This is a genomic window from Pseudomonas sp. AC070 (genome assembly GCF_979258635.1).
The window spans coordinates 3885231-3905309 of sequence record NZ_OZ409871.1; the positions used below are offsets into that span (position 1 = coordinate 3885231).

The 20079-nt window shown below is 61.9% G+C and carries 21 protein-coding genes; 15 read left to right on the top strand and 6 right to left on the bottom strand.

The window, feature by feature from the left end; all coding sequences use genetic code 11:
* Window positions 1-22: 22 nt before the first annotated feature.
* The gene (locus tag ACZZ0Q_RS17430; protein ID WP_463541419.1) at window positions 23-1003 is read left to right on the top strand and encodes a zinc-dependent alcohol dehydrogenase family protein; all 981 of its coding nucleotides are present in this window, start codon (window positions 23-25) and stop codon (window positions 1001-1003) included.
* Between the two features lie 158 nt (window positions 1004-1161).
* Here the strand turns inward: ACZZ0Q_RS17430 and ACZZ0Q_RS17435 are convergent, their stop codons facing one another.
* From ACZZ0Q_RS17435 to metE, 4 genes are all read right to left on the bottom strand, one after another.
* The gene (locus ACZZ0Q_RS17435) at window positions 1162-2496 is read right to left on the bottom strand and encodes a DEAD/DEAH box helicase (RefSeq protein ID WP_162998689.1); all 1335 of its coding nucleotides are present in this window, start codon (window positions 2494-2496) and stop codon (window positions 1162-1164) included.
* 112 nt (window positions 2497-2608) lie between these two features.
* Window positions 2609-3505: an EamA family transporter RarD gene (gene rarD, locus ACZZ0Q_RS17440; protein ID WP_463541418.1), complete on the bottom strand. Its 897-nt coding sequence runs from the start codon at window positions 3503-3505 to the stop codon at window positions 2609-2611.
* Between the two features lie 143 nt (window positions 3506-3648).
* Window positions 3649-4638, bottom strand: a complete 990-nt coding sequence (locus ACZZ0Q_RS17445) for an alpha/beta fold hydrolase (protein WP_463541417.1) — start codon at window positions 4636-4638, stop codon at window positions 3649-3651.
* A 511-nt stretch (window positions 4639-5149) separates the two neighbouring features.
* Window positions 5150-7468, bottom strand: coding sequence for a 5-methyltetrahydropteroyltriglutamate--homocysteine S-methyltransferase (gene metE, locus ACZZ0Q_RS17450; RefSeq protein ID WP_463542301.1), 2319 nt, complete (start codon window positions 7466-7468; stop codon window positions 5150-5152).
* Between the two features lie 146 nt (window positions 7469-7614).
* On the opposite strand from metE, the gene metR reads away from it, so the two are divergent.
* From metR to ACZZ0Q_RS17490, 8 genes are all read left to right on the top strand, one after another.
* Window positions 7615-8538: a transcriptional regulator MetR gene (gene metR / locus ACZZ0Q_RS17455; protein ID WP_463541416.1), complete on the top strand. Its 924-nt coding sequence runs from the start codon at window positions 7615-7617 to the stop codon at window positions 8536-8538.
* Window positions 8539-8649: 111 nt separating this feature from the next.
* A complete protein-coding gene (locus ACZZ0Q_RS17460; protein ID WP_463541415.1) occupies window positions 8650-10314 on the top strand; it encodes an FMN-binding glutamate synthase family protein in 1665 nt (554 codons plus the stop codon).
* A gap of 189 nt (window positions 10315-10503) precedes the next feature.
* Window positions 10504-11112, top strand: coding sequence for a LysE family translocator (locus ACZZ0Q_RS17465; protein ID WP_463541414.1), 609 nt, complete (start codon window positions 10504-10506; stop codon window positions 11110-11112).
* 3 nt (window positions 11113-11115) lie between these two features.
* The gene (locus tag ACZZ0Q_RS17470) at window positions 11116-11886 is read left to right on the top strand and encodes an AraC family transcriptional regulator (RefSeq protein ID WP_122492629.1); all 771 of its coding nucleotides are present in this window, start codon (window positions 11116-11118) and stop codon (window positions 11884-11886) included.
* Window positions 11887-11988: 102 nt separating this feature from the next.
* Complete coding sequence (locus ACZZ0Q_RS17475; RefSeq protein WP_122451872.1) at window positions 11989-12162, top strand: DUF1427 family protein; 174 nt, start codon at window positions 11989-11991, stop codon at window positions 12160-12162.
* Window positions 12163-12197: 35 nt separating this feature from the next.
* On the top strand, window positions 12198-13157 hold the full coding sequence (locus tag ACZZ0Q_RS17480) for a quinone oxidoreductase family protein (RefSeq protein WP_463541413.1): 960 nt from the start codon (window positions 12198-12200) through the stop codon (window positions 13155-13157).
* Between the two features lie 100 nt (window positions 13158-13257).
* Window positions 13258-13980, top strand: a complete 723-nt coding sequence (locus tag ACZZ0Q_RS17485; protein ID WP_463541412.1) for a substrate-binding periplasmic protein — start codon at window positions 13258-13260, stop codon at window positions 13978-13980.
* A gap of 83 nt (window positions 13981-14063) precedes the next feature.
* A complete protein-coding gene (locus tag ACZZ0Q_RS17490; protein WP_463541411.1) occupies window positions 14064-15281 on the top strand; it encodes an MFS transporter in 1218 nt (405 codons plus the stop codon).
* Here the strand turns inward: ACZZ0Q_RS17490 and ACZZ0Q_RS17495 are convergent, their stop codons facing one another.
* Together ACZZ0Q_RS17495 and ACZZ0Q_RS17500 are read right to left on the bottom strand one after the other, a co-directional pair.
* Window positions 15282-15698: a cupin domain-containing protein gene (locus tag ACZZ0Q_RS17495; RefSeq protein ID WP_463541410.1), complete on the bottom strand. Its 417-nt coding sequence runs from the start codon at window positions 15696-15698 to the stop codon at window positions 15282-15284.
* A 2-nt stretch (window positions 15699-15700) separates the two neighbouring features.
* Window positions 15701-16144, bottom strand: coding sequence for a carboxymuconolactone decarboxylase family protein (locus ACZZ0Q_RS17500; RefSeq protein ID WP_463541409.1), 444 nt, complete (start codon window positions 16142-16144; stop codon window positions 15701-15703).
* A gap of 138 nt (window positions 16145-16282) precedes the next feature.
* Between ACZZ0Q_RS17500 and ACZZ0Q_RS17505 the strand changes: the two genes are divergently transcribed.
* The 6 genes from ACZZ0Q_RS17505 to ACZZ0Q_RS17530 all read left to right on the top strand — a co-directional run bounded on the left by ACZZ0Q_RS17505 (window position 16283) and on the right by ACZZ0Q_RS17530 (window position 20070).
* Window positions 16283-17179 (top strand): LysR family transcriptional regulator, encoded by an 897-nt coding sequence (locus tag ACZZ0Q_RS17505; RefSeq protein ID WP_463560794.1) that lies wholly within the window; start codon window positions 16283-16285, stop codon window positions 17177-17179.
* A 214-nt stretch (window positions 17180-17393) separates the two neighbouring features.
* Window positions 17394-17672 (top strand): type II toxin-antitoxin system RelE/ParE family toxin, encoded by a 279-nt coding sequence (locus tag ACZZ0Q_RS17510; protein ID WP_463541407.1) that lies wholly within the window; start codon window positions 17394-17396, stop codon window positions 17670-17672.
* Between the two features lie 16 nt (window positions 17673-17688).
* On the top strand, window positions 17689-17976 hold the full coding sequence (locus ACZZ0Q_RS17515; RefSeq protein ID WP_122492637.1) for a HigA family addiction module antitoxin: 288 nt from the start codon (window positions 17689-17691) through the stop codon (window positions 17974-17976).
* Between the two features lie 32 nt (window positions 17977-18008).
* Window positions 18009-18545, top strand: coding sequence for a GNAT family N-acetyltransferase (locus ACZZ0Q_RS17520; protein ID WP_463541406.1), 537 nt, complete (start codon window positions 18009-18011; stop codon window positions 18543-18545).
* A gap of 251 nt (window positions 18546-18796) precedes the next feature.
* Entirely contained in the window at window positions 18797-19105 is a 309-nt protein-coding gene (locus ACZZ0Q_RS17525; protein ID WP_463541405.1) for a DUF6482 family protein, read from the top strand.
* Window positions 19106-19206: 101 nt separating this feature from the next.
* Window positions 19207-20070 carry a LysR family transcriptional regulator gene (locus tag ACZZ0Q_RS17530; RefSeq protein ID WP_463541404.1) on the top strand — a complete coding sequence of 288 codons (864 nt, stop codon included), beginning with the start codon at window positions 19207-19209 and terminating at the stop codon, window positions 20068-20070.
* Window positions 20071-20079: the final 9 nt, after the last annotated feature.

Here is a 20079-nt window from a genome sequence, read left to right on the forward strand (position 1 = left end):
GTTTAACTGCCAGGAGATCGACATGCTCAAAGCTCAATACCAAACCCGCAGCAACGTGCCGCATGAGGTGATCGAAGCTGTTGAACTGCAACTGCCGGCGCCCGCTGCCGGGCAGGTGCGCATCAAGGTGCTGGCGGCGCCGATAAACCCCTCCGACGTGCTCACTCTCACCGGCGAATACGGCATGCTGCCGCCGTTGCCCGCCATTGGCGGCAACGAAGGCGTAGGCAAGGTCGAGGAATTGGGCGCCACCGTGAGCAACCTCAGCGTCGGCCAAATCGTCTTGCTGCCGGTTGGTAGCGGCACTTGGGTGACACACCTGAACGCCGACGCCAGCAAGCTGATTCCGCTGCCAGACGCCGACCCGCAACAACTGGCGATGCTCACCGTCAACCCGCCCACCGCCTCGTTGCTGCTGAGCCAGTTCGTAGATTTGCAGCCCGGCGAATGGCTGATTCAGAACGCCGCCAACTCTGGCGTTGGCAGCTACATCATGCAGTTGGCCAAATTGCGCGGCTTTAAAACCGTGAACGTGGTGCGCCGTGACTCAGCCGTCGCCGCCACCCAGCAAGACGGCGGCGACGTGGTACTGGTCGACGGCCCGGACCTGGCCAAGCGCGTCCGCGAAGCCACCGGCAGCGCCACTCTTCGTCTGGCCATCGACGCCGTGGGCGGCGCCGCCACCGACCACCTCGCCGCGTGCCTGGGCGAAGGTGGCGTGGTGGTGAACTACGGAATGATGAGCGGCGAACCGTGCCAGGTGTCGCCGTCGGCCATCGTTTTCCGCGACGTCAGCCTGCGCGGTTTCTGGCTGGCGAAATGGTTCCGCAGCGCCAGTCAGGCTGATCAGGGCAAGGTGTTCGCAGAGTTGGTGCAGTTGATCGCCAGCGGCAAATTGAAAACCCGCATTGCGGCGACGTATGACGTGAGTGAGATCAAGGACGCGGTGAAGGCGGCGGCGAGTGGCGAGCGCGAAGGGAAGATTTTGGTGGTGCCGAAGTAATTGCTTCGGGGAATTCGCGGCTGATTCGCGACCACGAATTCCTGAAACATTCTGGATTCCCGCGTAGGCGGCGGGCCGACGATTCGGGATCCAGAATCTCAAGGTGGAAACAGCATCGCGGCTAAAGCCGCTCCTACAGGAATTGCGGTGTGCAGCGATTACTCCGCCGCCGGCGCCTCTGGCTTTTTGCGCTTCAACGGCGCCATGCCATCGCCACTCACCAGTGAGCTCTTCGGCTTGTTGGCGGTTTTGCGTTTGCTCGGCGCTTTGGCCACCGCTTTCTTGTCGGTTTTCTTGTCGGTCTTTTTCTTCTTAACACCCACCGCTTTACCCGAAGCTTTGACCTTTTTCGGGCCGCCGTAGGTGCCTTTCAATTCCTTAACCACGCGGCGCTCGAAGCTCTGTTTCAGGTAGCGCTCGATGCTGGACATCAGGTTCCAGTCGCCGTGGCAGATCAGCGAAATCGCCAGGCCTTCATTGCCCGCACGGCCGGTGCGGCCGATGCGGTGAACATATTCGTCGCCACTGCGCGGCATGTCGTAGTTGATGACCAGGTCCAGACCGTCCACGTCCAGGCCACGGGCGGCGACGTCGGTGGCGACCAGAATTTTCACGCCGCCCTGCTTCAAGCGGTCGATGGCCAACTTGCGGTCTTTCTGGTCTTTCTCGCCGTGCAGCACGAACACCTTGTGCTCCGCTGCCACCAGCCGGCCGTAGAGGCGGTCTGCGGCGACGCGGGTGTTGGTGAAGATGATCGCTTTTTGGTACGTCTCGTTGGCCAGCAACCAGAACACCAATTGCTCTTTATGCTGGTTGTGGTCGGCGGTGATGATCTGTTGACGCACGCCGTCGCTCAGTTGGCTGACGGCGTTGAGTTGCAGGTGTTGCGGGTCTTTGAGTACCGAGGCGACCATCTCGCGCAAGCCGTTGCCGCCGCTGGTAGCGGAGAACAGCATGGTTTGGTGCGCGCCTTTGCACTCGCCTGCCAGGCGCTGCACGTCTTCGGCAAAGCCCATGTCGAGCATGCGGTCGGCTTCGTCCAGCACCAGCACTTCCACAGCCTTGAGGTCGAGGTTGCCGGCGTTCAGTTGTTCGAGCAGACGGCCCGGCGTGCCGATAAGGATGTCCGGCACCTTGCGCAGCATGGCGGCTTGCACTTTGAAGTCTTCACCGCCGGTGATCAGGCCAGACTTGATAAAGGTGAACTGCGAAAAGCGCTCCACTTCTTTGAGCGTCTGCTGTGCGAGTTCGCGGGTCGGCAGCAGGATGAGTGCGCGAATTACGACGCGGGGTTTGGCGTCGCCCATCAGGCGGTTGAGCATTGGCAGCACGAATGCAGCGGTTTTGCCGCTGCCGGTCTGCGCGGTAACCCGCAAGTCTTTCCCTTCCAGCGCCGGCGGAATGGCCGCGACTTGTACCGGGGTGGGCTCGACAAACTTCAGCTCGGCCACGGCTTTAAGCAGGCGTTCATGCAGGGCGAATTGGGAAAACACAGGGGCTACCTCGGCGAAGATCACTAAACAGCCGCATAGGTTACCGGTTGTTGCCCCGGAACGCCCGCAGTCTGTGCAGGCGGTCGACCGCAGGCGCGCCGTTTCGCCCCGGTTAAAGCGGCTGTCGGCCCTGCTTGCGCAGCACGTGAATGCTGTCCCAGGCGGTTAGCACGATGGCCAACCAAATGGGCAGATACGTCCACAACTGCGCCGGGTTGAAGGTCTCGCCAAGAAATAACAAGGTCACCGCAAACAGCAGCGCCGGCTCCAGGTAACTGAGAATGCCGAACACGCCCAGCGGCAAAAGCCGGCTGGAGGCCATCATCGCCGCAAACGCCAGCGTGCCCAGCAAGCCGATGCCGGGCAGCAGCCACCACATCTGCGGCGCCTGGGTGAACAAATGGTCAGGGCCGTAGGCGACGATCAGCCAAATCGCCACCGGCGCCAGCATGAGCATTTCCAGAATAAAACCGGACAGCGAGTCCAGACGCATCCAGCGGCGCAGCATGAAATACGGCGGGTAGCCCAGCGCAGTCACCAGCGTGGCCCAGGAAAACGCGCGGGTCAGCCACAGCTCGTGCAGCACGCCTAGCAGCGCCAGGCCGACGGCAATGCCTTGCAGCGGGCTTAATCGTTCGCGGTAAAACACGCGCCCCACCAGCACCATCGCCAACGGCAGCAGGAAGTAGCCGAGCGTCACTTCCAACATCATGCCTTGCAGCGGCGCCCAGAGAAAAAGCCCCCACTGGATGCCGATCAGTGCAGCCGCCACGGGCAAGGCCAGCACCAGCAGCGGCTCGCGGCGCAGACGTTGCAGCGCGCCGAGCAACAACCCCCATTGCCGCGACAGCGCCACCAACAACAGCACCATCGGAATGGACCACAGCACGCGTTGGGCGAAAATCTGAATACCATCGAGCGGCGCCAGCTGGTTCACGTAGCCGGGCATAAAGGCGAACAGCACCGATGCCATCACCGACAGCGCCACCCCGCGACCGGACAACCTCATGCCTTTCCCCACCCCCAATAAATAGCCGGCGACCATAGCGCGGTTGCCGGGTTGTGTCGTGAGGGTAGAGGAGAAAATTCAGCGTCAGCGCGACAGAAGCGCGGTTGAGTTGTGCGTGGGCGACAGCGGCGTCGCCCTGCCCGTTAAAGCTGGGCCAACCCCACCGGCTGGCGATGCTCAGCCAAGTACGGCAACACGGCGGCCAGCAGCGGCGCTTTGAAAGCTTCCTGGAAGCGATGGGCCAGCCCCGGAATCAGCTTCAACTGCGCGCCCTTGATGTGCGCGGCCACATGCACGCCATGCATCACCGGCAGCAGCGGGTCGGCCGTGCCGTGCACCACCAGGGTCGGCACCCGCAGGCGATCCAGCAACGCCACGCGGCTCGGCTCGGCGAGAATGGCGAGAATCTGCCGCTGCACGCCGGCCGGGTTGAATGCTCGGTCGTAGGCCACGGCAGCCTGCTCTTTAAGTAAGGCGCGGTCGTCATGCACCGTCGGGCTGCCCAGCGCGGCGAGCAAGTCGGCCTGCTGCTCGATGGCCACCTCCCGGTTCGGCGCTTCGCGGCGGGCCAACAACGCCAGCAACGCCGGCTTGGGCTCCGGCAAGCCCTGGGCGCCCGAACTGGTCATGATCAGCGTCAGACTGGCGACCCGATCAGGCGCCATGTCGGCCATGTGCTGAGCAATCATGCCGCCCATGCTCGCGCCCAGCACATGGAAACGGTTCACGTGCAGGCTGTTCATCAAGCCGAGTGCGTCTTGCGCCATATCGGTGAGGTGATACGGCGCGGTAACGGAAAAACCGAGCTTGTAGCGCAGCACTTCATAGGTGAGGTTGGCCGTTTCTGGCGCGTGGGCCCACGTCGACAAACCGACGTCGCGGTTGTCGTAACGAATCACCCGAAAGCCTTGCTGGCAGAGGGCGACCACCACTTCGTCCGGCCAGTGAATCAACTGTCCGCCCAGGCCCATGACCAGCAACAACGCCGGATCGGACTCGCGCCCGATGCTCTGGTAAGCAAGATTTACCTCGCCCAGATCTGCCCGTTGCGTGGGAACCGTGACATCACACCGTGAAGCCGCAAAAGACGGCAAGGCACACCACAAGGCGGCCCAGAAAAGAAACGCTCGCATAAGAAAAATACCAACACGCAAAACCCCAGTAAGGGCGGATTCTGCTGACATCTGTGCGAGCGCGCTGCCACATAACCGTGACAGTTTGATGAAGGGCGCTGAACGGTAGTGGGCTGGGGTGGGGAACGCAGGTGCAAACCAAAAACCTCCGCCTACGCGGGAAACCACGGTGTCGGGGCGGGGAACGCAGTTAGAAACCAAAACCTCCGTCATCCCCGCGCAGGCGGGGATCCAGAGTTTTGTGGCGGGCAAGCATCGAAGACCCATCCGAGATTCTGGATCCCCGCGTGCGCGAGGATGACGGTGTTGGGTCGGGGAACGCAGTTAGAAGCCAAAACCTCCGTCATCCTCGCGAACGCGGGGATCCAGAGTTTTGTGGCGAACATACATCGCGGCCCCATCCGAAATTCTGGATCCCCGCGTACGCGAGGATGACCGTGTTGGGGCGGGGAACTCAGTTGGAACCCTAAACCTCCGCCTACGCGGGAATGACCGTGTTGAGGTAGAGAAATCAGTCAGAACCCAATACCTCCATCATCCCCCCCGCCCGCATCTGCCGCGCCGCCGCGACCATATTCACCAGCGCCGCCTCCGTCTCAACCCACCCCCGCGTCTTCAGCCCACAGTCCGGATTCACCCACAGCCGCTCCAGCGGAATACGACTAGCCGCCTTGCTCAACAGCCCAACCATTGCCGCCGTGTCCGGCACCCGCGGCGAGTGGATGTCGTACACGCCCGGGCCAATATCGTTGGGATAATCAAACGCTTCGAACGCATCCAACAACTCCATGGCCGAGCGCGAGGTTTCGATGGTGATGACGTCGGCATCCATGGCCGCGATGGCTTCGATCACATCGTTGAATTCGCTGTAGCACATGTGCGTGTGAATCTGCGTGGCATCGCCAACGCCACTGGCGCACAGGCGAAACGCTTCCACCGCCCAGTCGAGATACGCCGCCCATTGGGCTTGGCGCAGCGGCAGCCCTTCACGGAAGGCGGCTTCGTCGATTTGCACAATCTTGATTCCGGCGCGCTCCAGGTCCACCACCTCATCGCGAATGGCCAACGCCAGTTGTCGCGCCTGTTGCTCGCGAGAAATGTCGTCGCGGGCGAAGGACCACATCAGCATGGTCACCGGGCCGGTGAGCATGCCTTTCATCACCTTGTCGGTCAGGCCTTGGGCGTAGGTGATCCAGTCCACGGTCATGGCCTGCGGGCGGCTGAGGTCGCCGACTATCACCGCCGGTTTTACGCAGCGCGAGCCGTAGCTCTGCACCCAGCCGAAACGGGTGAAGGCATAGCCGTCCAACTGCTCGGCAAAGTATTCGACCATGTCGTTGCGCTCCGCCTCGCCGTGCACCAGAACGTCCAGGCCAAGGCGCTCTTGCACCTGCACGGCGTGGCGAATTTCGCAGTGCATCGCCTCGGTGTATTCACCCACCGACAACTTGCCGCGCTTGTAGGCCTGACGTGCCAGGCGAATGGCCGACGTCTGCGGAAACGAGCCAATGGTGGTGGTCGGCAGCAGCGGCAAATTCAGGCGCGCCCGCTGCACGTCGATGCGCTGTTCGAAGGGCGACTGGCGTCTGCTGTCGGCCGGCTGGATGGCGGCGACGCGCCCCTGCACCTCAGGCTTGTGGACACGTGTGGAATGAGCCCGACTGGTTTGCACCGCAGTGCTGGCGGCCAGTGCGGCGACCACGTCAGGGTCTTGTGGCGTGTTCAATGCCTTGGCCAGCACGGCAATCTCAGCGCACTTCTGCACGGCAAACGCCAGCCAACTGCGAAGTTCTTCGTCCAGTTGGTCTTCGCGGTTCAGGTCGACCGGACTGTGCAGCAGCGAGCACGAACCGGCGACCCACAGGTTGTCGCCAAAACGCGCCTGCGCTTCCTGCAACTGCGCCAGCGCCTGCTGCAAATCGCAGCGCCAAACGTTGCGGCCGTTGACCACGCCCAGCGACAACACTTTGTACGTGGGCACGCGGTCGAGCACCGCCGCCAGTTGCTCCGGAGCGCGCACCAGGTCCACGTGCAAGCCTTGCACGGGCAGGCTGGCGGCCAGGCCGAGGTTGTCTTGCAGGTCGCCGAAATAGGTGGCGACGAGCTTTTGCGTGGGCGAGTACTGCAACAGGTTGTAGGCGCGCTCGAAGGCGTTCTTCCAGGCTTGCGGCAGGTCTAGCGCCAGAATCGGTTCGTCGATTTGCACCCACTGCACGCCCTGCGCCGCCAGGCGACCAAGAATCTCGCCATACAGCGGCAGCAGGCGGTCGAGCAGGTCGAGTTTGTCGAAGTCGCCATGGCGGGCTTTGCCCAGCCAAAGAAAGGTGAGCGGCCCGAGAATGACCGGCTTCACCTGATGGCCCAGCGCGTGCGCTTCAGCCACCTCTTCAAAGAGCTGTTCCCAGCTCAGGGTGAAGTGTTGGTCGTGACTGAATTCAGGCACCAGGTAGTGGTAGTTGCTATCAAACCACTTGGTCATTTCTTCGGCATGGGCGCCAGCGCAGCAACCTTCACCGTGGCCGCTGCTGCCGCGGGCCATGGCGAACAGGGTGTCGAGCGTGGGCAAGCTGTTGCCATGGCGGAAACGCTCGGGCACCACGCCGCACAGCAGCGAATGACTGAGCACATGGTCGTACCAGGCGAAGTCGCCGACGGGCAGCAGCTCAATGCCTGCGTCTTTCTGCAACTGCCAATGGGCGGCACGCAAGTTGCGGCCCACAGCGCGCAAGCCGGCTTCGTCGAGGTCGCCCTGCCAATACGCTTCAAGCGCTTTTTTCAGTTCACGGTCGCGACCGATGCGGGGAAAGCCCAGGTTGTGTGCCACTGCCATTGCGATGTGCTCCAGGTAATCGATGGCGCACATTGTCGGCAGCGGCAACACATGAAACAAACTCAACATTTTCCAGTTGAACCGTAAATCCATTCACGTTAGTTTCGCTCAAGTTCAGCCCGTCAGCCGCTTCGAGAGCCTCGCCCATGTTGGAATTGCGCCACCTGAAAACCCTGCACGCGCTGCGTGAAACCGACAGTTTGGTAGACGCCGCCGAGCGCCTGCACCTCACCCAGTCCGCGCTGTCCCACCAGTTCAAGGAACTGGAAGAACGCCTGGGCATGCCGCTGTTCGTGCGCAAAACCAAGCCCGTGCGCTTTACCAGCGCCGGCTTGCGCCTGCTGCAACTGGCCGATTCGCTGCTGCCGCAATTGCGCGCTGCCGAACGCGACATGGCGCGCTTGGTCGGCGGCACGGCGGGCCGGCTGCACATGGCCATCGAATGCCACAGCTGCTTCCAATGGCTGATGCCGACCATCGACCAATTCCGCGACGCCTGGCCCGAGGTCGAGCTGGACCTGGCCTCCGGCTTCTCCTTCGCCCCGCTGCCGGCGCTGGCCCGTGGCGACCTGGATTTGGTCGTAACTTCCGACCCCATCGAGCTGTCGGGCATCACTTACGTGCCGCTGTTCACCTACGAAGCGATGCTCGCCGTGGCTAACCAACATGGCCTGGCGAACAAGCCCTTTATCGTGCCCGGCGACCTGGCCAAGGAAACACTGATCACCTACCCGGTGGAACGCGATCGCCTGGACATCTTCACCCGCTTCCTGGAGCCGGCCGACATCGAACCGGCGCAAGTGCGGACCTCGGAACTGACGGTGATGATGATGCAGCTGGTAGCCAGCGGCCGTGGCGTGTGCGGCCTGCCCAACTGGGCGCTGCATGAATACAGCTCGCGCGGTTACGTGACGGCCAAGCGCCTGGGCGATAAAGGTTTGTTCGCCACGTTGTACGCCGGCATTCGCACCGACATGCTCGATGCGCCGTTTATGCGCGATTTTTTGCTGACAGCCAAAGACACCTCGTTCTCCACCCTGGAAGGCGTCAGCGCGGCGAAGGAAAAGTAGGCGCCTGCGCCTAACCATGAAGCGGGCTGCCTGCGCGGGAATCGACGCTCGACTCCCCTGCCCGGCCCGTCTACTCTCAGCCCTTGCCGCCTACGCCCCAAGGGATTTCGCATGAGCCTGTCGCTACTCAGCCGTTACGCGTTTTTTGTCGTCTGTCTCGTGTTTACCCTCGCCAGCCTGCCGTTTTATCACCACGAATGGCTGTGGCCGTTCACGCTGTTAACAGGCGTGCTGACGTTGGTGGGCGTTGGCGATTTGCTGCAGACGCGTCATGCGGTGCGGCGCAATTACCCGATTCTGGGCAACATCCGCTACTTGGTTGAAGGCATCCGCCCGGAGATCCGCCAATACCTGCTTGAGGCCGACGGCGACAAGCTGCCGTTTTCCCGCGCACAGCGCTCCTTGGTGTATGCGCGGGCCAAGAACGAAGGCGCCGACAAACCGTTCGGTACGTTGATAGACGTGTACCAGAACGGCTTTGAATTCATCGGCCACTCCATGCGCCCAGCGGCGCTGGCCGACCCCGACAGTTTCCGCGTCATGGTCGGCGGTCCAGCCTGCAAGCAGCCGTACTCGGCGTCGTTGTTCAACATCTCGGCCATGAGCTTTGGCTCGCTTAGCGCCAACGCCATTCGCGCGCTGAACAAAGGCGCCAAGCTTGGCAATTTCATTCACGACACCGGCGAGGGCAGCATCAGCCCTTACCATCGCGAGCACGGCGGCGACCTGACGTGGGAACTGGGCAGCGGCTATTTCGGCTGCCGCACCAGCACAGGATTATTCGACCCCGAGCGCTTTGCCAAGCAGGCGCAAAGCCCGCAGGTGCGGATGATTGAAATCAAGCTCAGCCAAGGCGCCAAGCCCGGCCACGGCGGCATTTTGCCCAAGCACAAGGTCACCAAGGAAATCTCCGAAACCCGGGGCGTACCGATGGGCGAAGACTGCGTGTCGCCGTCGCGCCACAGCGCGTTTTCCACGCCCACCGAACTGATGCAATTCGTTGCCCAGCTTCGGGAGCTGTCGGGCGGTAAGCCGGTGGGGTTCAAGTTTTGCCTCGGCCATCCATGGGAGTTCATGGGCATTGCCAAGGCCATGCTGGAAACCGGAATTTTGCCGGACTTTATTGTCGTCGACGGCAAGGAAGGCGGCACGGGCGCGGCGCCGGTTGAGTTCACCGATCACATTGGCGTGCCGCTGCGTGACGGCCTGCTGTTTGTGCACAACACCTTGGTGGGCCTGAACCTGCGCGAACACATCAAGCTGGGCGCCAGCGGCAAAATTGTCAGTGCCTTTGATATCGCCAGCGTGCTGGCCATCGGCGCCGATTGGGCCAACTCCGCGCGCGGCTTTATGTTCGCGATCGGCTGCATTCAAAGTCAGAGCTGCCACACCAACAAATGCCCCACCGGCGTCGCCACCCAAGACCCGCTGCGCCAACGCGCGCTGGTGGTAGAAGACAAAGCCGAGCGGGTGTTCAGCTTCCACCGCAACACCCTCAAAGCCCTGGCCGAAATGCTCGCGGCTGCGGGGCTGAGCCATCCTTCACAACTGGATGCACGCCACCTGGTGCGGCGCATTTCCAACACGGAAATCAAACTGTTTTCTCAAGAACACGTATTCCTCAAACCCGGCGCGCTGCTGAGCGGCCATGTGGGCGGCGAGTTCTACGACCGCATGTGGAAAATGGCCCGCGCCGACAGCTTCGACCCCGCGCCCCCTGAACCGGACCATCAACCGGTCGCACCGGTAAAACCGGATGCGGTGGAAAGCGTTTAGACCAACCCTTCACTCAACGGAACGTTATAGAAATCGTAACTTTCCGTTGAGTGATGGTCGCCTTCTGTGGCGCTAGTGGACTTCCTTGATGCGAAGTCTGCCCCCCAAACCGAGCCCAGCTTCGCTATGTAAAAGCACGCGGTAGCCCTGCTATTCTCGCCGCTCACTCGCGCGTTTCGGATCGCCTCCATGGCTTTGAATACCTGGCTCGTTTATTTGCTCGCCGTCGTCGGCCTGTCGCTCACGCCGGGACCGAATGCGTTGTTGGCGCTCAGCCATGGCGCGTTGTATGGGCAGCGCAAAACGCTGTTCACCATCGCAGGCGGCATGCTTGGTTTCACGCTGCTGATGGCGCTGTCGATGTTTGGCATTGGGGCGTTGTTGCAGGCCTCGGCCCATGCGTTAACGGTGTTGAAGTGGCTGGGTGGAGCATATCTGCTGTGGCTTGGATTTCAACTATGGCGCTCGCCGCCGATTACGCTGACGGATGAAACCGGACCAGACCGAGCCGGCCACGCCCTGTTTCGTCAGGGGCTGTTGTCGGCCGTTTCCAATCCCAAGGTGATTCTGTTCTTTGGCGCCTTCTTGCCGCAGTTTCTCGATCCAAGCCGCGCGTTGTGGCTTCAATTTGTGATTCTGGTGCTGACCTTTGTGTTGTTTGAAGCGGTGGTGGAGTTTCTGCTGGCGCGCATGGCGCATCGCATTCGGCCGTGGCTGGAACGCACGGGCAAAGGCTTCAACCGGGCCTGCGGCGGTATGTTCGCCCTGATGGGGGCGGCGTTGCCGACATTGCGTTAAACCATGGCTCGCGCTGCTCCTCCCGACCTTCATCGCCCTGGCGCCGCTTTACGAACGGTGGCGCGCAGCTATCCACGCGGTTTGTTTATCGAGCCCCACGCCCATGATTGGGGTCAGCTGCTGTATGCCATGAGCGGCATCATGTGGGTGGAAACGCCCGGCGAGGCGGTGTTGGTTCCGCCGTTGCGCGCGGTGTGGTTGCCGGCTCATGTGCCCCATGCGGTTCGGGTGGTTTCGGAGCTGGAGATGCGCAACATCTACCTGCGCCCGGACCAGCCGCATACCTTGCCGACCACCACGCAAGTGGTCGATGTGAAGCCGCTGCTGCGCGAGCTGATTCTCGGTTTGGTGGAGCAGCAAGGCGCCGAAGACAGCGAGTACTACCAACACCTGAGTGCCCTGGCCGTGCTGGAGTTGCAGCGCGCCCGCCATTCGTATTTGCGCGTACCGCTGCCGGATGCCAGTGACCGGCGCTTGCTGACCCTGTGCCAAGCGGTAATCGCCTCGCCCTCGCTGGCGTTTTCGTTCGAGCAGCACGCGGCAGCCGCCGGTGCCAGCGTGCGCACACTGGCGCGACTGTTCCAAGACAGCATGGGCATGGGCTTTGCCCACTGGCGCCGGCAGGTGCAGTTGGCGACGGCAGTGGCCGCGTTGATTGAAGGTGCGCCGGTTAGCCGTATTGCAGCGGACCTTGGCTACCGGCCCAGCAGCTTCAGCGACATGTTCCGGCGCGAACTCGGCATGGCGCCTTCCGAGTACGTGGCAAAGCAATAACCGCACAGGTTGGCCGATATACAGAAGCCTTTGACCTGAGCACCGTTTTCCCGTCCGTAGACTGAGCCCATTCCCACCTCACTTCCGGGAAAGGAGGCTCCCATGAACTACCTAATTTCTCTCGCCGCCGGGCTGCTGGTCGGCGTCATCTACAACGTACTGGATGTGCGCTCGCCCGCGCCGCCCGCCATCGCCCTGGTCGGTTTGCTCGGCATGTTGGCCGGTGAGCAATTGATTCCGGTCGGCCGCCAATTGATTGCCCACTGGTTGTCCTGATTTCCCTTTCAATCTGCCTCGCAAAAGGAGCGCATATGCACGCGTTGCAATTTACCCTCACGGGCGATCTGAACTCTCTTCAGCACGTTGAAGTGCCAACGCCTAACGTCGCCGAGGGCGAGGTACTGGTGGAAATTCGCGCGGCGGGTTTGAACCCCAGCGACATTAAAAACGTGCTCGGACGTTTCCCTTACACCACCGTGCCGCGTGTTCCGGGGCGTGACTTTGCCGGCGTGGTCGTCGAAGGGCCGAGCCACTTACTTGGCCAAGCAGTGTGGGGCACGGGCAAGGGCCTGGGTTTTACCCGTGATGGCAGCCACGCCAGCCATATCGCCTTGCCGGCGGCTGGCGTTGCGCTGAAGCCTCAGGCGTTGAGTTTTGCCCAGGCGGCCAGTTGCGGCGTGCCGTTCACGACCGCTTGGGATGCGCTGGAACGCAGCGGGGTCAAAGCCGGCGCCACGTTGTTGGTGATCGGCGCCAACGGTGCCGTAGGCGATGCGGCGGTGAACCTGGCCAAGGCCAGAGGCGCTCAAGTGCTCGCGGCGGTGCGCCGTCCGGAGGTGGTGGAAAACCTCAATCAACGCGGCATTACTGCCTTGCTGTTGGGCGATCCGTCGGCCCTGGCGGCTCAGGTTGAGGCGCACTTCCCTGGCGGTGCCGAGGTGATCTTCGATACCACCGGCTTCTGGCTTCCCGCCGCCGTGCCAGCATTGGCCACGTTTGGCCGCATCGCCATTATCGCCGCGCCAGTAGACGGCAACGTGCAGTTTCCGGCGCTGGCGCTGTATCGGCGCGGCGGCGTGCTGGTGGGCGTGAACTCATTGCTGTACAGCCCGCAAGAATGCGCAGCGATGCTCGACGGCTTTGGCAGTTTGTTCGATCAGGGCCTGTTGCCACTGCCCGATCAATTGCGCGAAGTGCCGTTGAGCGAGGGCGTGGCGAGTTATCACGCGGTGAATGGCGGCAGCGGCGACAAATTCATTTTGCTGCCCTGATCGCGGCGACACGGGCTTTGTGGTTAGATTTGACCGCCCTCGCCCGCTCGCGGCTCGCTTGTAGCCAGCGTCCGGGTGAATGACCCAACCCGGTATAGCCATGCGTTTTCTGCCTTTTGCCCTTCTGTTGCTTTGCGCCTGCAGCGCAGCAGAAGAGCGCCCGCTGCGTTTTTCGGTGATCGAAAGCTGGGCCATGCCGCTGATCAACGTGGAAAACGGCGAAGCCACCGGCGGCATCATTTATGACTTGCAGACGCGCCTGGCCGAAAAGGTCGGCCGGCGCGCTGAAATGCTCGTGCTGCCACGCAAGCGCGTGCAGGCCATGCTGGTTCGCGGCGAAATTGATGTGCGCTGCTATGTGAACCCGACCTGGATGACCGAGTCCCACCATCAGTACATTTGGAGCGTGCCGTTTATGAAACAGCGCGACATGCTGGTGGCCCGCAACACGCAAGACATGACGCTCGAACAGTTGCACGGCCAAACGGTCGGCACCGTGCTGGGCTACGTCTACCCGCAGCTACAAGGCAAATTCGACAGCCGCGACTTGCAGCGCGACGACGCCCGCACCCAGCAACTGGCCCTGCTCAAGCTCGACGCCGGCCGTAACGATTATGCGGTGAGCAGCGAGCTGACCCTGAACTGGTTCAACCGTACTCAGAAGCCCCAGCATAAGTTGCAGGCCTTGCAGGAACTGTCGTCAGACCTGGCCTCATGCATTGTTCGCGACGAACCGGACGTGCCCACCATGGCGTTGCTGCGCGCGCTGGTGCAAATGAGCAACGACGGCGAATTCGAAAAGATACTGGCCAGTTACCGCTAAACCTTCCCGCAAGAATTTGTTCTCACCTGCCCCACCGGTGAATCCGTTCACCCGTTCAAGCGACCTGATTCGAGGCTGTATCCATGTCTGATGTATTGCCCGCTGCGGCGCCCACTGCACCGATTGCCAAGCAGTTGTCGGCCCGCGCCATTTTGTTGATTGAACTGGCGCTGTCGCTCGGCGGTTTCGCCATTGGTACCGGTGAGTTTTCGATCATGGGGTTGATGCCCGACGTGGCTGCGGACTTGGGCATTACCGAGCCGCAGGTGGGCCATGTGATCAGCACCTACGCGCTAGGCGTTGTGGTCGGCGCGCCGCTGTTGGCGATATTGGGTTCGCGTCTGCCGCGCCGTAATTTGCTCCTGCTGCTGATGGCGATTTTTGCGGTCGGCAACTTCGCCACCGCACTGGCGCCCGACTACCACTCGATGATGCTGTTCCGCTTCTTCGCCGGCCTGCCCCATGGCGCCTACTTTGGCGTGGCCATGCTGGTCGCCGCCTCCATGGCGCCGCCGCACAAACGGGCCAAAGCCGTGAGCCGGGTAATGCTGGGCCTTACGGTGGCGATTCTGGTGGGCAACCCGCTGGCCACCTGGCTGGGGCAGCTGGCCAGTTGGCGTTATGCCTTTGCCCTGGTCGGCGTTATCGCCCTCAGCACGGTGGCCATGGTTGCCTGGTTTTTGCCGCTGGATAAAAACGAGCCACGCAGCTACCCGATGCGTGAGCTGCGCGCGTTTAACCGTGCGCAAGTGTGGCTGGCGCTGGCCATCAGCTCGGTCGGTTTTGCTGGGATGTTCTGCGTGTTCAGCTACATGGCGCCCACGTTATTGCAGGTGACCCACCTGTCAGCAGCCTGGATTCCCTTCGCCCTCGCCGCATTCGGGCTGGGCAGCATCGTCGGCAATATGGTCGGCGGCTGGCTGTTCGACAAACTGCAATTCAAGGCCGTGGCGTGGCTGTTGGTGTGGAGTGCGCTGGTACTGGCGATATTCCCGTTGGCAGCGCTCTCGCCTTGGAGCGTGTTGCCAGCGGTGTTCGCCGTCGGCTCCATGGTGTCGCTCGGCGCGCCGTTACAAACGCATTTGATGGACGTGGCCCAAGACGCACAAACCCTCGCCGCCGCCTCCAACCACGCCGCCTTCAACGTGGCCAACGCGCTCGGGCCGTGGCTCGGTGGCATGGCCATCAGCGCCGGCTTCGGCTGGACATCCACCGGCTACATCGGCGCGGCCACGGCGCTTGCCGGTCTGATGGTGTTTTTCGTGGCCTGGCGCTTTGAGCCCAAAGCAGCTACGCGCTGATTACTCGGCGCCGCCCAGCGGTTTAACCAACGGCGTCTTGCCGTCGGACAGCAACCATGCCACCAGCACAGCCGGCTCGCTCTGGCTGGCGTTGCGTGTAACGCGATGCTCCTGCCCTGGCGCCTCGTACCACGCATCGCCGGCTTTGTAGGTGTGCAGCGGGCCGTCGTCCAACGACGATTCAACCGCACCGCTGACCACCACCACAAACACCGGCCCGGGGTGCCGGTGCGGCTTGGACGTGGCGCCCGGGGCGAATTCCACACGCAATGCGGTGGCATCAGAGCTGGCAACAGCAGGCAAATTGGCATGGGCGACGGGCGCTACCGTTTCGTCGCCAGCGCCGCCGCCGTGGGCATGTGCCAGGGAAGTGAACAGCGTTAGCAGCAATGCCGAGGTGCGCAAGAGCGTGCCCATGGTCACACCCCCGGCTGCATGGCGAAGCCCACACCGAAACGGTTCCAGGCGTTGATGGTGGCAATGGCGAAGGTCAGGTCGGCGAGTTCGCGTTCGTTGAATTGCTTCGCCACTTCGCTGTAAACGGCGTCCGGCGCGCCGCGCTCTGCCAGCAAGGTCAGGGTTTCGGTCCAGAGCAGAGCGGCGCGTTCGCGATCGCTGAAAAACGGCGTTTCGTGCCAGGCCGACAGGGCAAAAATACGCCGCGGGGTTTCGCCTAATTTGATGGCGTCGGCCGTGTGCATATCGATGCAGTACGCGCAGCCGTTCAGCTGTGAGGCGCGAATTTTCACCAGCTCGTGCAGCGATTTTTCCAACGACGATTCGCCCATCGCTTTTTCCAGCCCCAGCAAAGCCTTGAAAGCGTGGGGAGCGACCTGAGCGTAGTTAACGCGCGAATTGTTCATGTCCGTGTCCTCAGTGGTGGCCGGCGGCTTGCCGGGGTGAAACCACTCTATTGCTCCGCTCTGCGCGGATAAATACACTGAAACCGGAAACATTAGACGGACTCTCGGACAATCATGGCGTTTGATCGAATCGATGCAATGCGCGCCTTCTGCCGCATCGTGGAGCTAGGCAGTTTCACTCGCGCCGCCGACGCCATGGGCGTGGCGAAAACCACGCTGTCGGGGCAGATTCAGGCGCTCGAAACCCAACTCGGGGTGAAATTGCTGCACCGCACCACACGCCGGGTGACGGCCACCACAGACGGCGCGGCTTACTACGAACGGGCCAGAACCGTGCTCGAAGATATCGACGAACTGGAAGCCAGCGTCTCGCAAACCCGCACCGTTGCGCGGGGCAAGGTGCGGGTGGAAATGCCTTCACCAGTCGGGCGTTTTCTGCTGATTCCCGCCCTGCCGGATTTCGTCGCTCAGTACCCGGACATCCAACTCGACGTCGGCTGTAGCGAACGCGTGGTCGACCTGGTGCAAGAAGGCGTGGACTGCGCCATTCGCGGCGGCACCGTCACCGACGCGGATTTGGTGTGCCGGGCCATTGGCCAAATGCGCTTCGTCCTGTGCGCGGCGCCCGGCTACTTGCACGGCAAACCGACAATCTGCACGCCCGCCGATCTACCGCAGCACCGCTTTTTGGCATTTGTGTTTCCCGTCACCGGGCGACAAAACCCGGTTCGGCTGAGCCGTGATGAACACAGCGTGGTGATTGAGCAAACACCAGCCATGCGCTTTAACACAGGCGGTGCGTACATCGCGGCAGCGCAGGCAGGGTTGGGATTTGTGTCGGTGCCGCTGTGCGAAGCGCAACCGCTGCTAGACAGCGGCGAGCTGGTGCAACTGCTGCCGGACTGGAGCCTACCGAGCATGCCTATCAGCGTGGTGTATCCCTATGCCAGGCGCCTTTCGGCAAGGGTTCGCGCCTTTACCACGTGGGCTGCGGCGATCATGGCTGACGACCCGCTGTGGCGTTTGGACGACTGAGCCGCTGAACGCGGCAATCGCGCCGCGCGCGCCCTGCTTTCTCCCACGCGGCTGTGCGTTACTTCCTCCAGACGCAACTGGCGCGGCGGCCTAGTGTCGTTGCAGTCATGGCAGCGGCCGTGGCGGCACTAACGGAGAGGGATTTCCAAATGAGTACACGCGCTGGGCTTTTATCACTTGCAAACCGTGATGCGATGCATCACACTTCTTTCCCATGATCCGCAGTTTCCAGCACAAGGGTTTACGCCAGTTTCATGAAAACGGCTGTACCCGGGGCATCCAAGCCGATCATGCCAAACGCCTCGCGCGACAGCTGCAGTTTATGGACCACGCTGTCGCACCGGCCGACCTCAACATCCCTGGCTGGCGGCTGCACCCGCTCAAGGGCGAGCTTGATCAATACTGGTCGCTCACGGTGAACGCTAATTGGCGAATGGTTTTTCGCTTCGTCGATTCCGATATCGAACTGGTCAACTACGTGGATTACGACTGAAAAGGAAAACCGCACCATGGGCATTTTCAATCCGCCACACCCTGGCGAAACACTGCGAGAAGACGTGCTGCCCGAACTGAACATCAGCGTCGCGGAACTGGCGCGCCGTTTGGGCTTTGCTCGCGAAACCCTGTCGCGCATCCTGCATGGCCATGCGCCCATCAGCCCGGACCTGGCGGTGCGTCTGGAGGCTGCCGGTATCGGCACGGCGCAAACGTGGATGAGCGTGCAGATCGATTACGACTTGTGGCAAGCGCGAAATCGACCCCAGCCTGCCATCGAGCGTTTCGCGGCATTGCCTTGATGCTCGACCCGGATCGCCAGGAGCAGCGCTTAATGTCGATCACCACCGCTCGCCTGCTGCTACGCCCTCCGGTGTTGGCAGACTTCCCACGCTTCTTTGCCATTCACTCTGACCCCGCGACCAACCAGTTCAACCCGGCGGGCCCGCTAGCCGATCGCGGCGAAGCCGAGGCGGTGTTCAACGCCTGGCTCGCCCATTGGCAACTGCATGGCTACGGCCAGTGGGCCGTCGCCAGCCGCACTGAACCGGAGGAAATTATCGGTTTCGGCGGTATCGCCCAACGCCTTTACGGTGAGGTGGAGCGCCTCAATTTGGGATACCGCTTTGCAGCGTCGGCGTGGGGCAACGGGTACGCCACCGAACTGGCCGTTGAGGCGCTTCGCTATGCCTTTGAAGACCTGCAACAACCCCGCGTGTTCGCCATCGTGCGGCCGGCGCACACGGCCTCGATTCGAGTACTTGAGAAGATCGGCATGCAGCGCATCGGCCTGCTCGACGATGTACCCGGCCAGCCGGCCAGTTTCATTTATGAAACGCAGGCCAAGCGCCACCTCATTCGCTCCGAATAATCGCGTTGGCGCACACGCCGCCGCTTTTGACGCCAATCCCATCACATTTTTCGCCTCAACCGCCCTAGAACGGGCTTTTGCGGGCGAAATGTGCGAGCTGTGTCCTATACAAATGGCGAATCTGGCTTAGGGTTAACCCAGCCATCCCGGATTTCCCCGTACCCGCTTTTCGGGTTCGCGGTTGGCCCTGTCGAGTTCGCCGCAACCAGGCAGAACTCAGCACCACTCGGTTCAAACGAAGGGAAGCGAATATGAACGTCAATGACGTCTACGAAAATGCCGCCTCCGGCGATTTGCAAGCGCTCGAACTGATCTCTATCGAAGGTGGAATTTACCTGCTGCAAGCCCATGTCGAAGGGCGTGTGCATTCCGTCAAAATGCCCGACGGTGCGATGCTGCGTTTACGCTCGGTGACCCATGCGCGCGAGTTGCTGCAGGGCTTGCCGATTACCGTGCCGTTTCACTTGGTGCATTGCGAAGTGCATACAGAAATGTGCGGGTTCAGCGAAGGTCCGCAAGAGCCACTGCGAGAGCGTATTTCTCTCGGTTCGGCGTGGTGAACGACGCACGAGCCACTGGCGCCGCGCCGGTCATCTAACCGTCACATTTTTTTCATACCGTTGCCGTCTTGTGATGCGCTCTCCACGTCAACGGTCTGCCCATGCTTTGTAGCGAACTGAAGTCTTTCCACATGGTGGCCCGCCTCGGCAGCATCACCCAGGCGGCGAAAAAGCTGGGCTTGAGCCAGCCCACGGTGACCACGCAAATACGCCAATTGGAAGGCCAGTACGGCGTGGAATTGTTTTATCGCGGCGGCCGTCGCCTGGTCTTGAGCGATGAAGGCGCCCGGCTGTTACCCATGGTGCAAACGCTGTTGCAACAGGAAGCCGATATCGAGTTTTTCCTGCGCAACAGTGGGCAGGTGCAAGGCGCGTTACGCATCGGCGCCACCGCGCCTTATTACGTCTTGGACCTAGTCCACAGCTTTCGCCAGCAATTCGCCCAGTGCGAAGTCACCCTCACCATCGGTAATTCCCAGGAAGTGCTGGAGGCGCTGGAAGACTATCGCGTCGACCTCGCCGCCTCGTCGCAGTTAGTCGAAGACGCACGGTTGACGCGCTTGCTCCTGGGCCACGATCCCTTGGTGCTGGCGGTTCATCGCAGTCATCCCCTGGCGATTCACAACTGCGTGCCCTTGAGCGCATTGGCCGGCCATTGCCTGCTCATGCGCGAGGTCGGTTCCACTACGCGGCAGCTGAGTGAAAAGCTGTTGAGCGAGGCTGGCGTGGCGCTGGGACCGCTGCTGGAAATCGGCAGCCGTGAATCCATTCGCGAAGCCGTGTTGCGCAATATCGGCATCAGCCTCATTGCCCGCCATGAAGTGCCAGATAACCCGCAGCTGAAAATCGTTGAGCTGGAAAACGCGCCCCTGATGGCCGAGTACCTGTACTGCTTGAAGGAACGCCGTCACGCCCGGTTGCCGGCTGCGTTTCTCAAAACGGCGCGCAGCAGCACCGAGGCGTAAGCCGTCCTA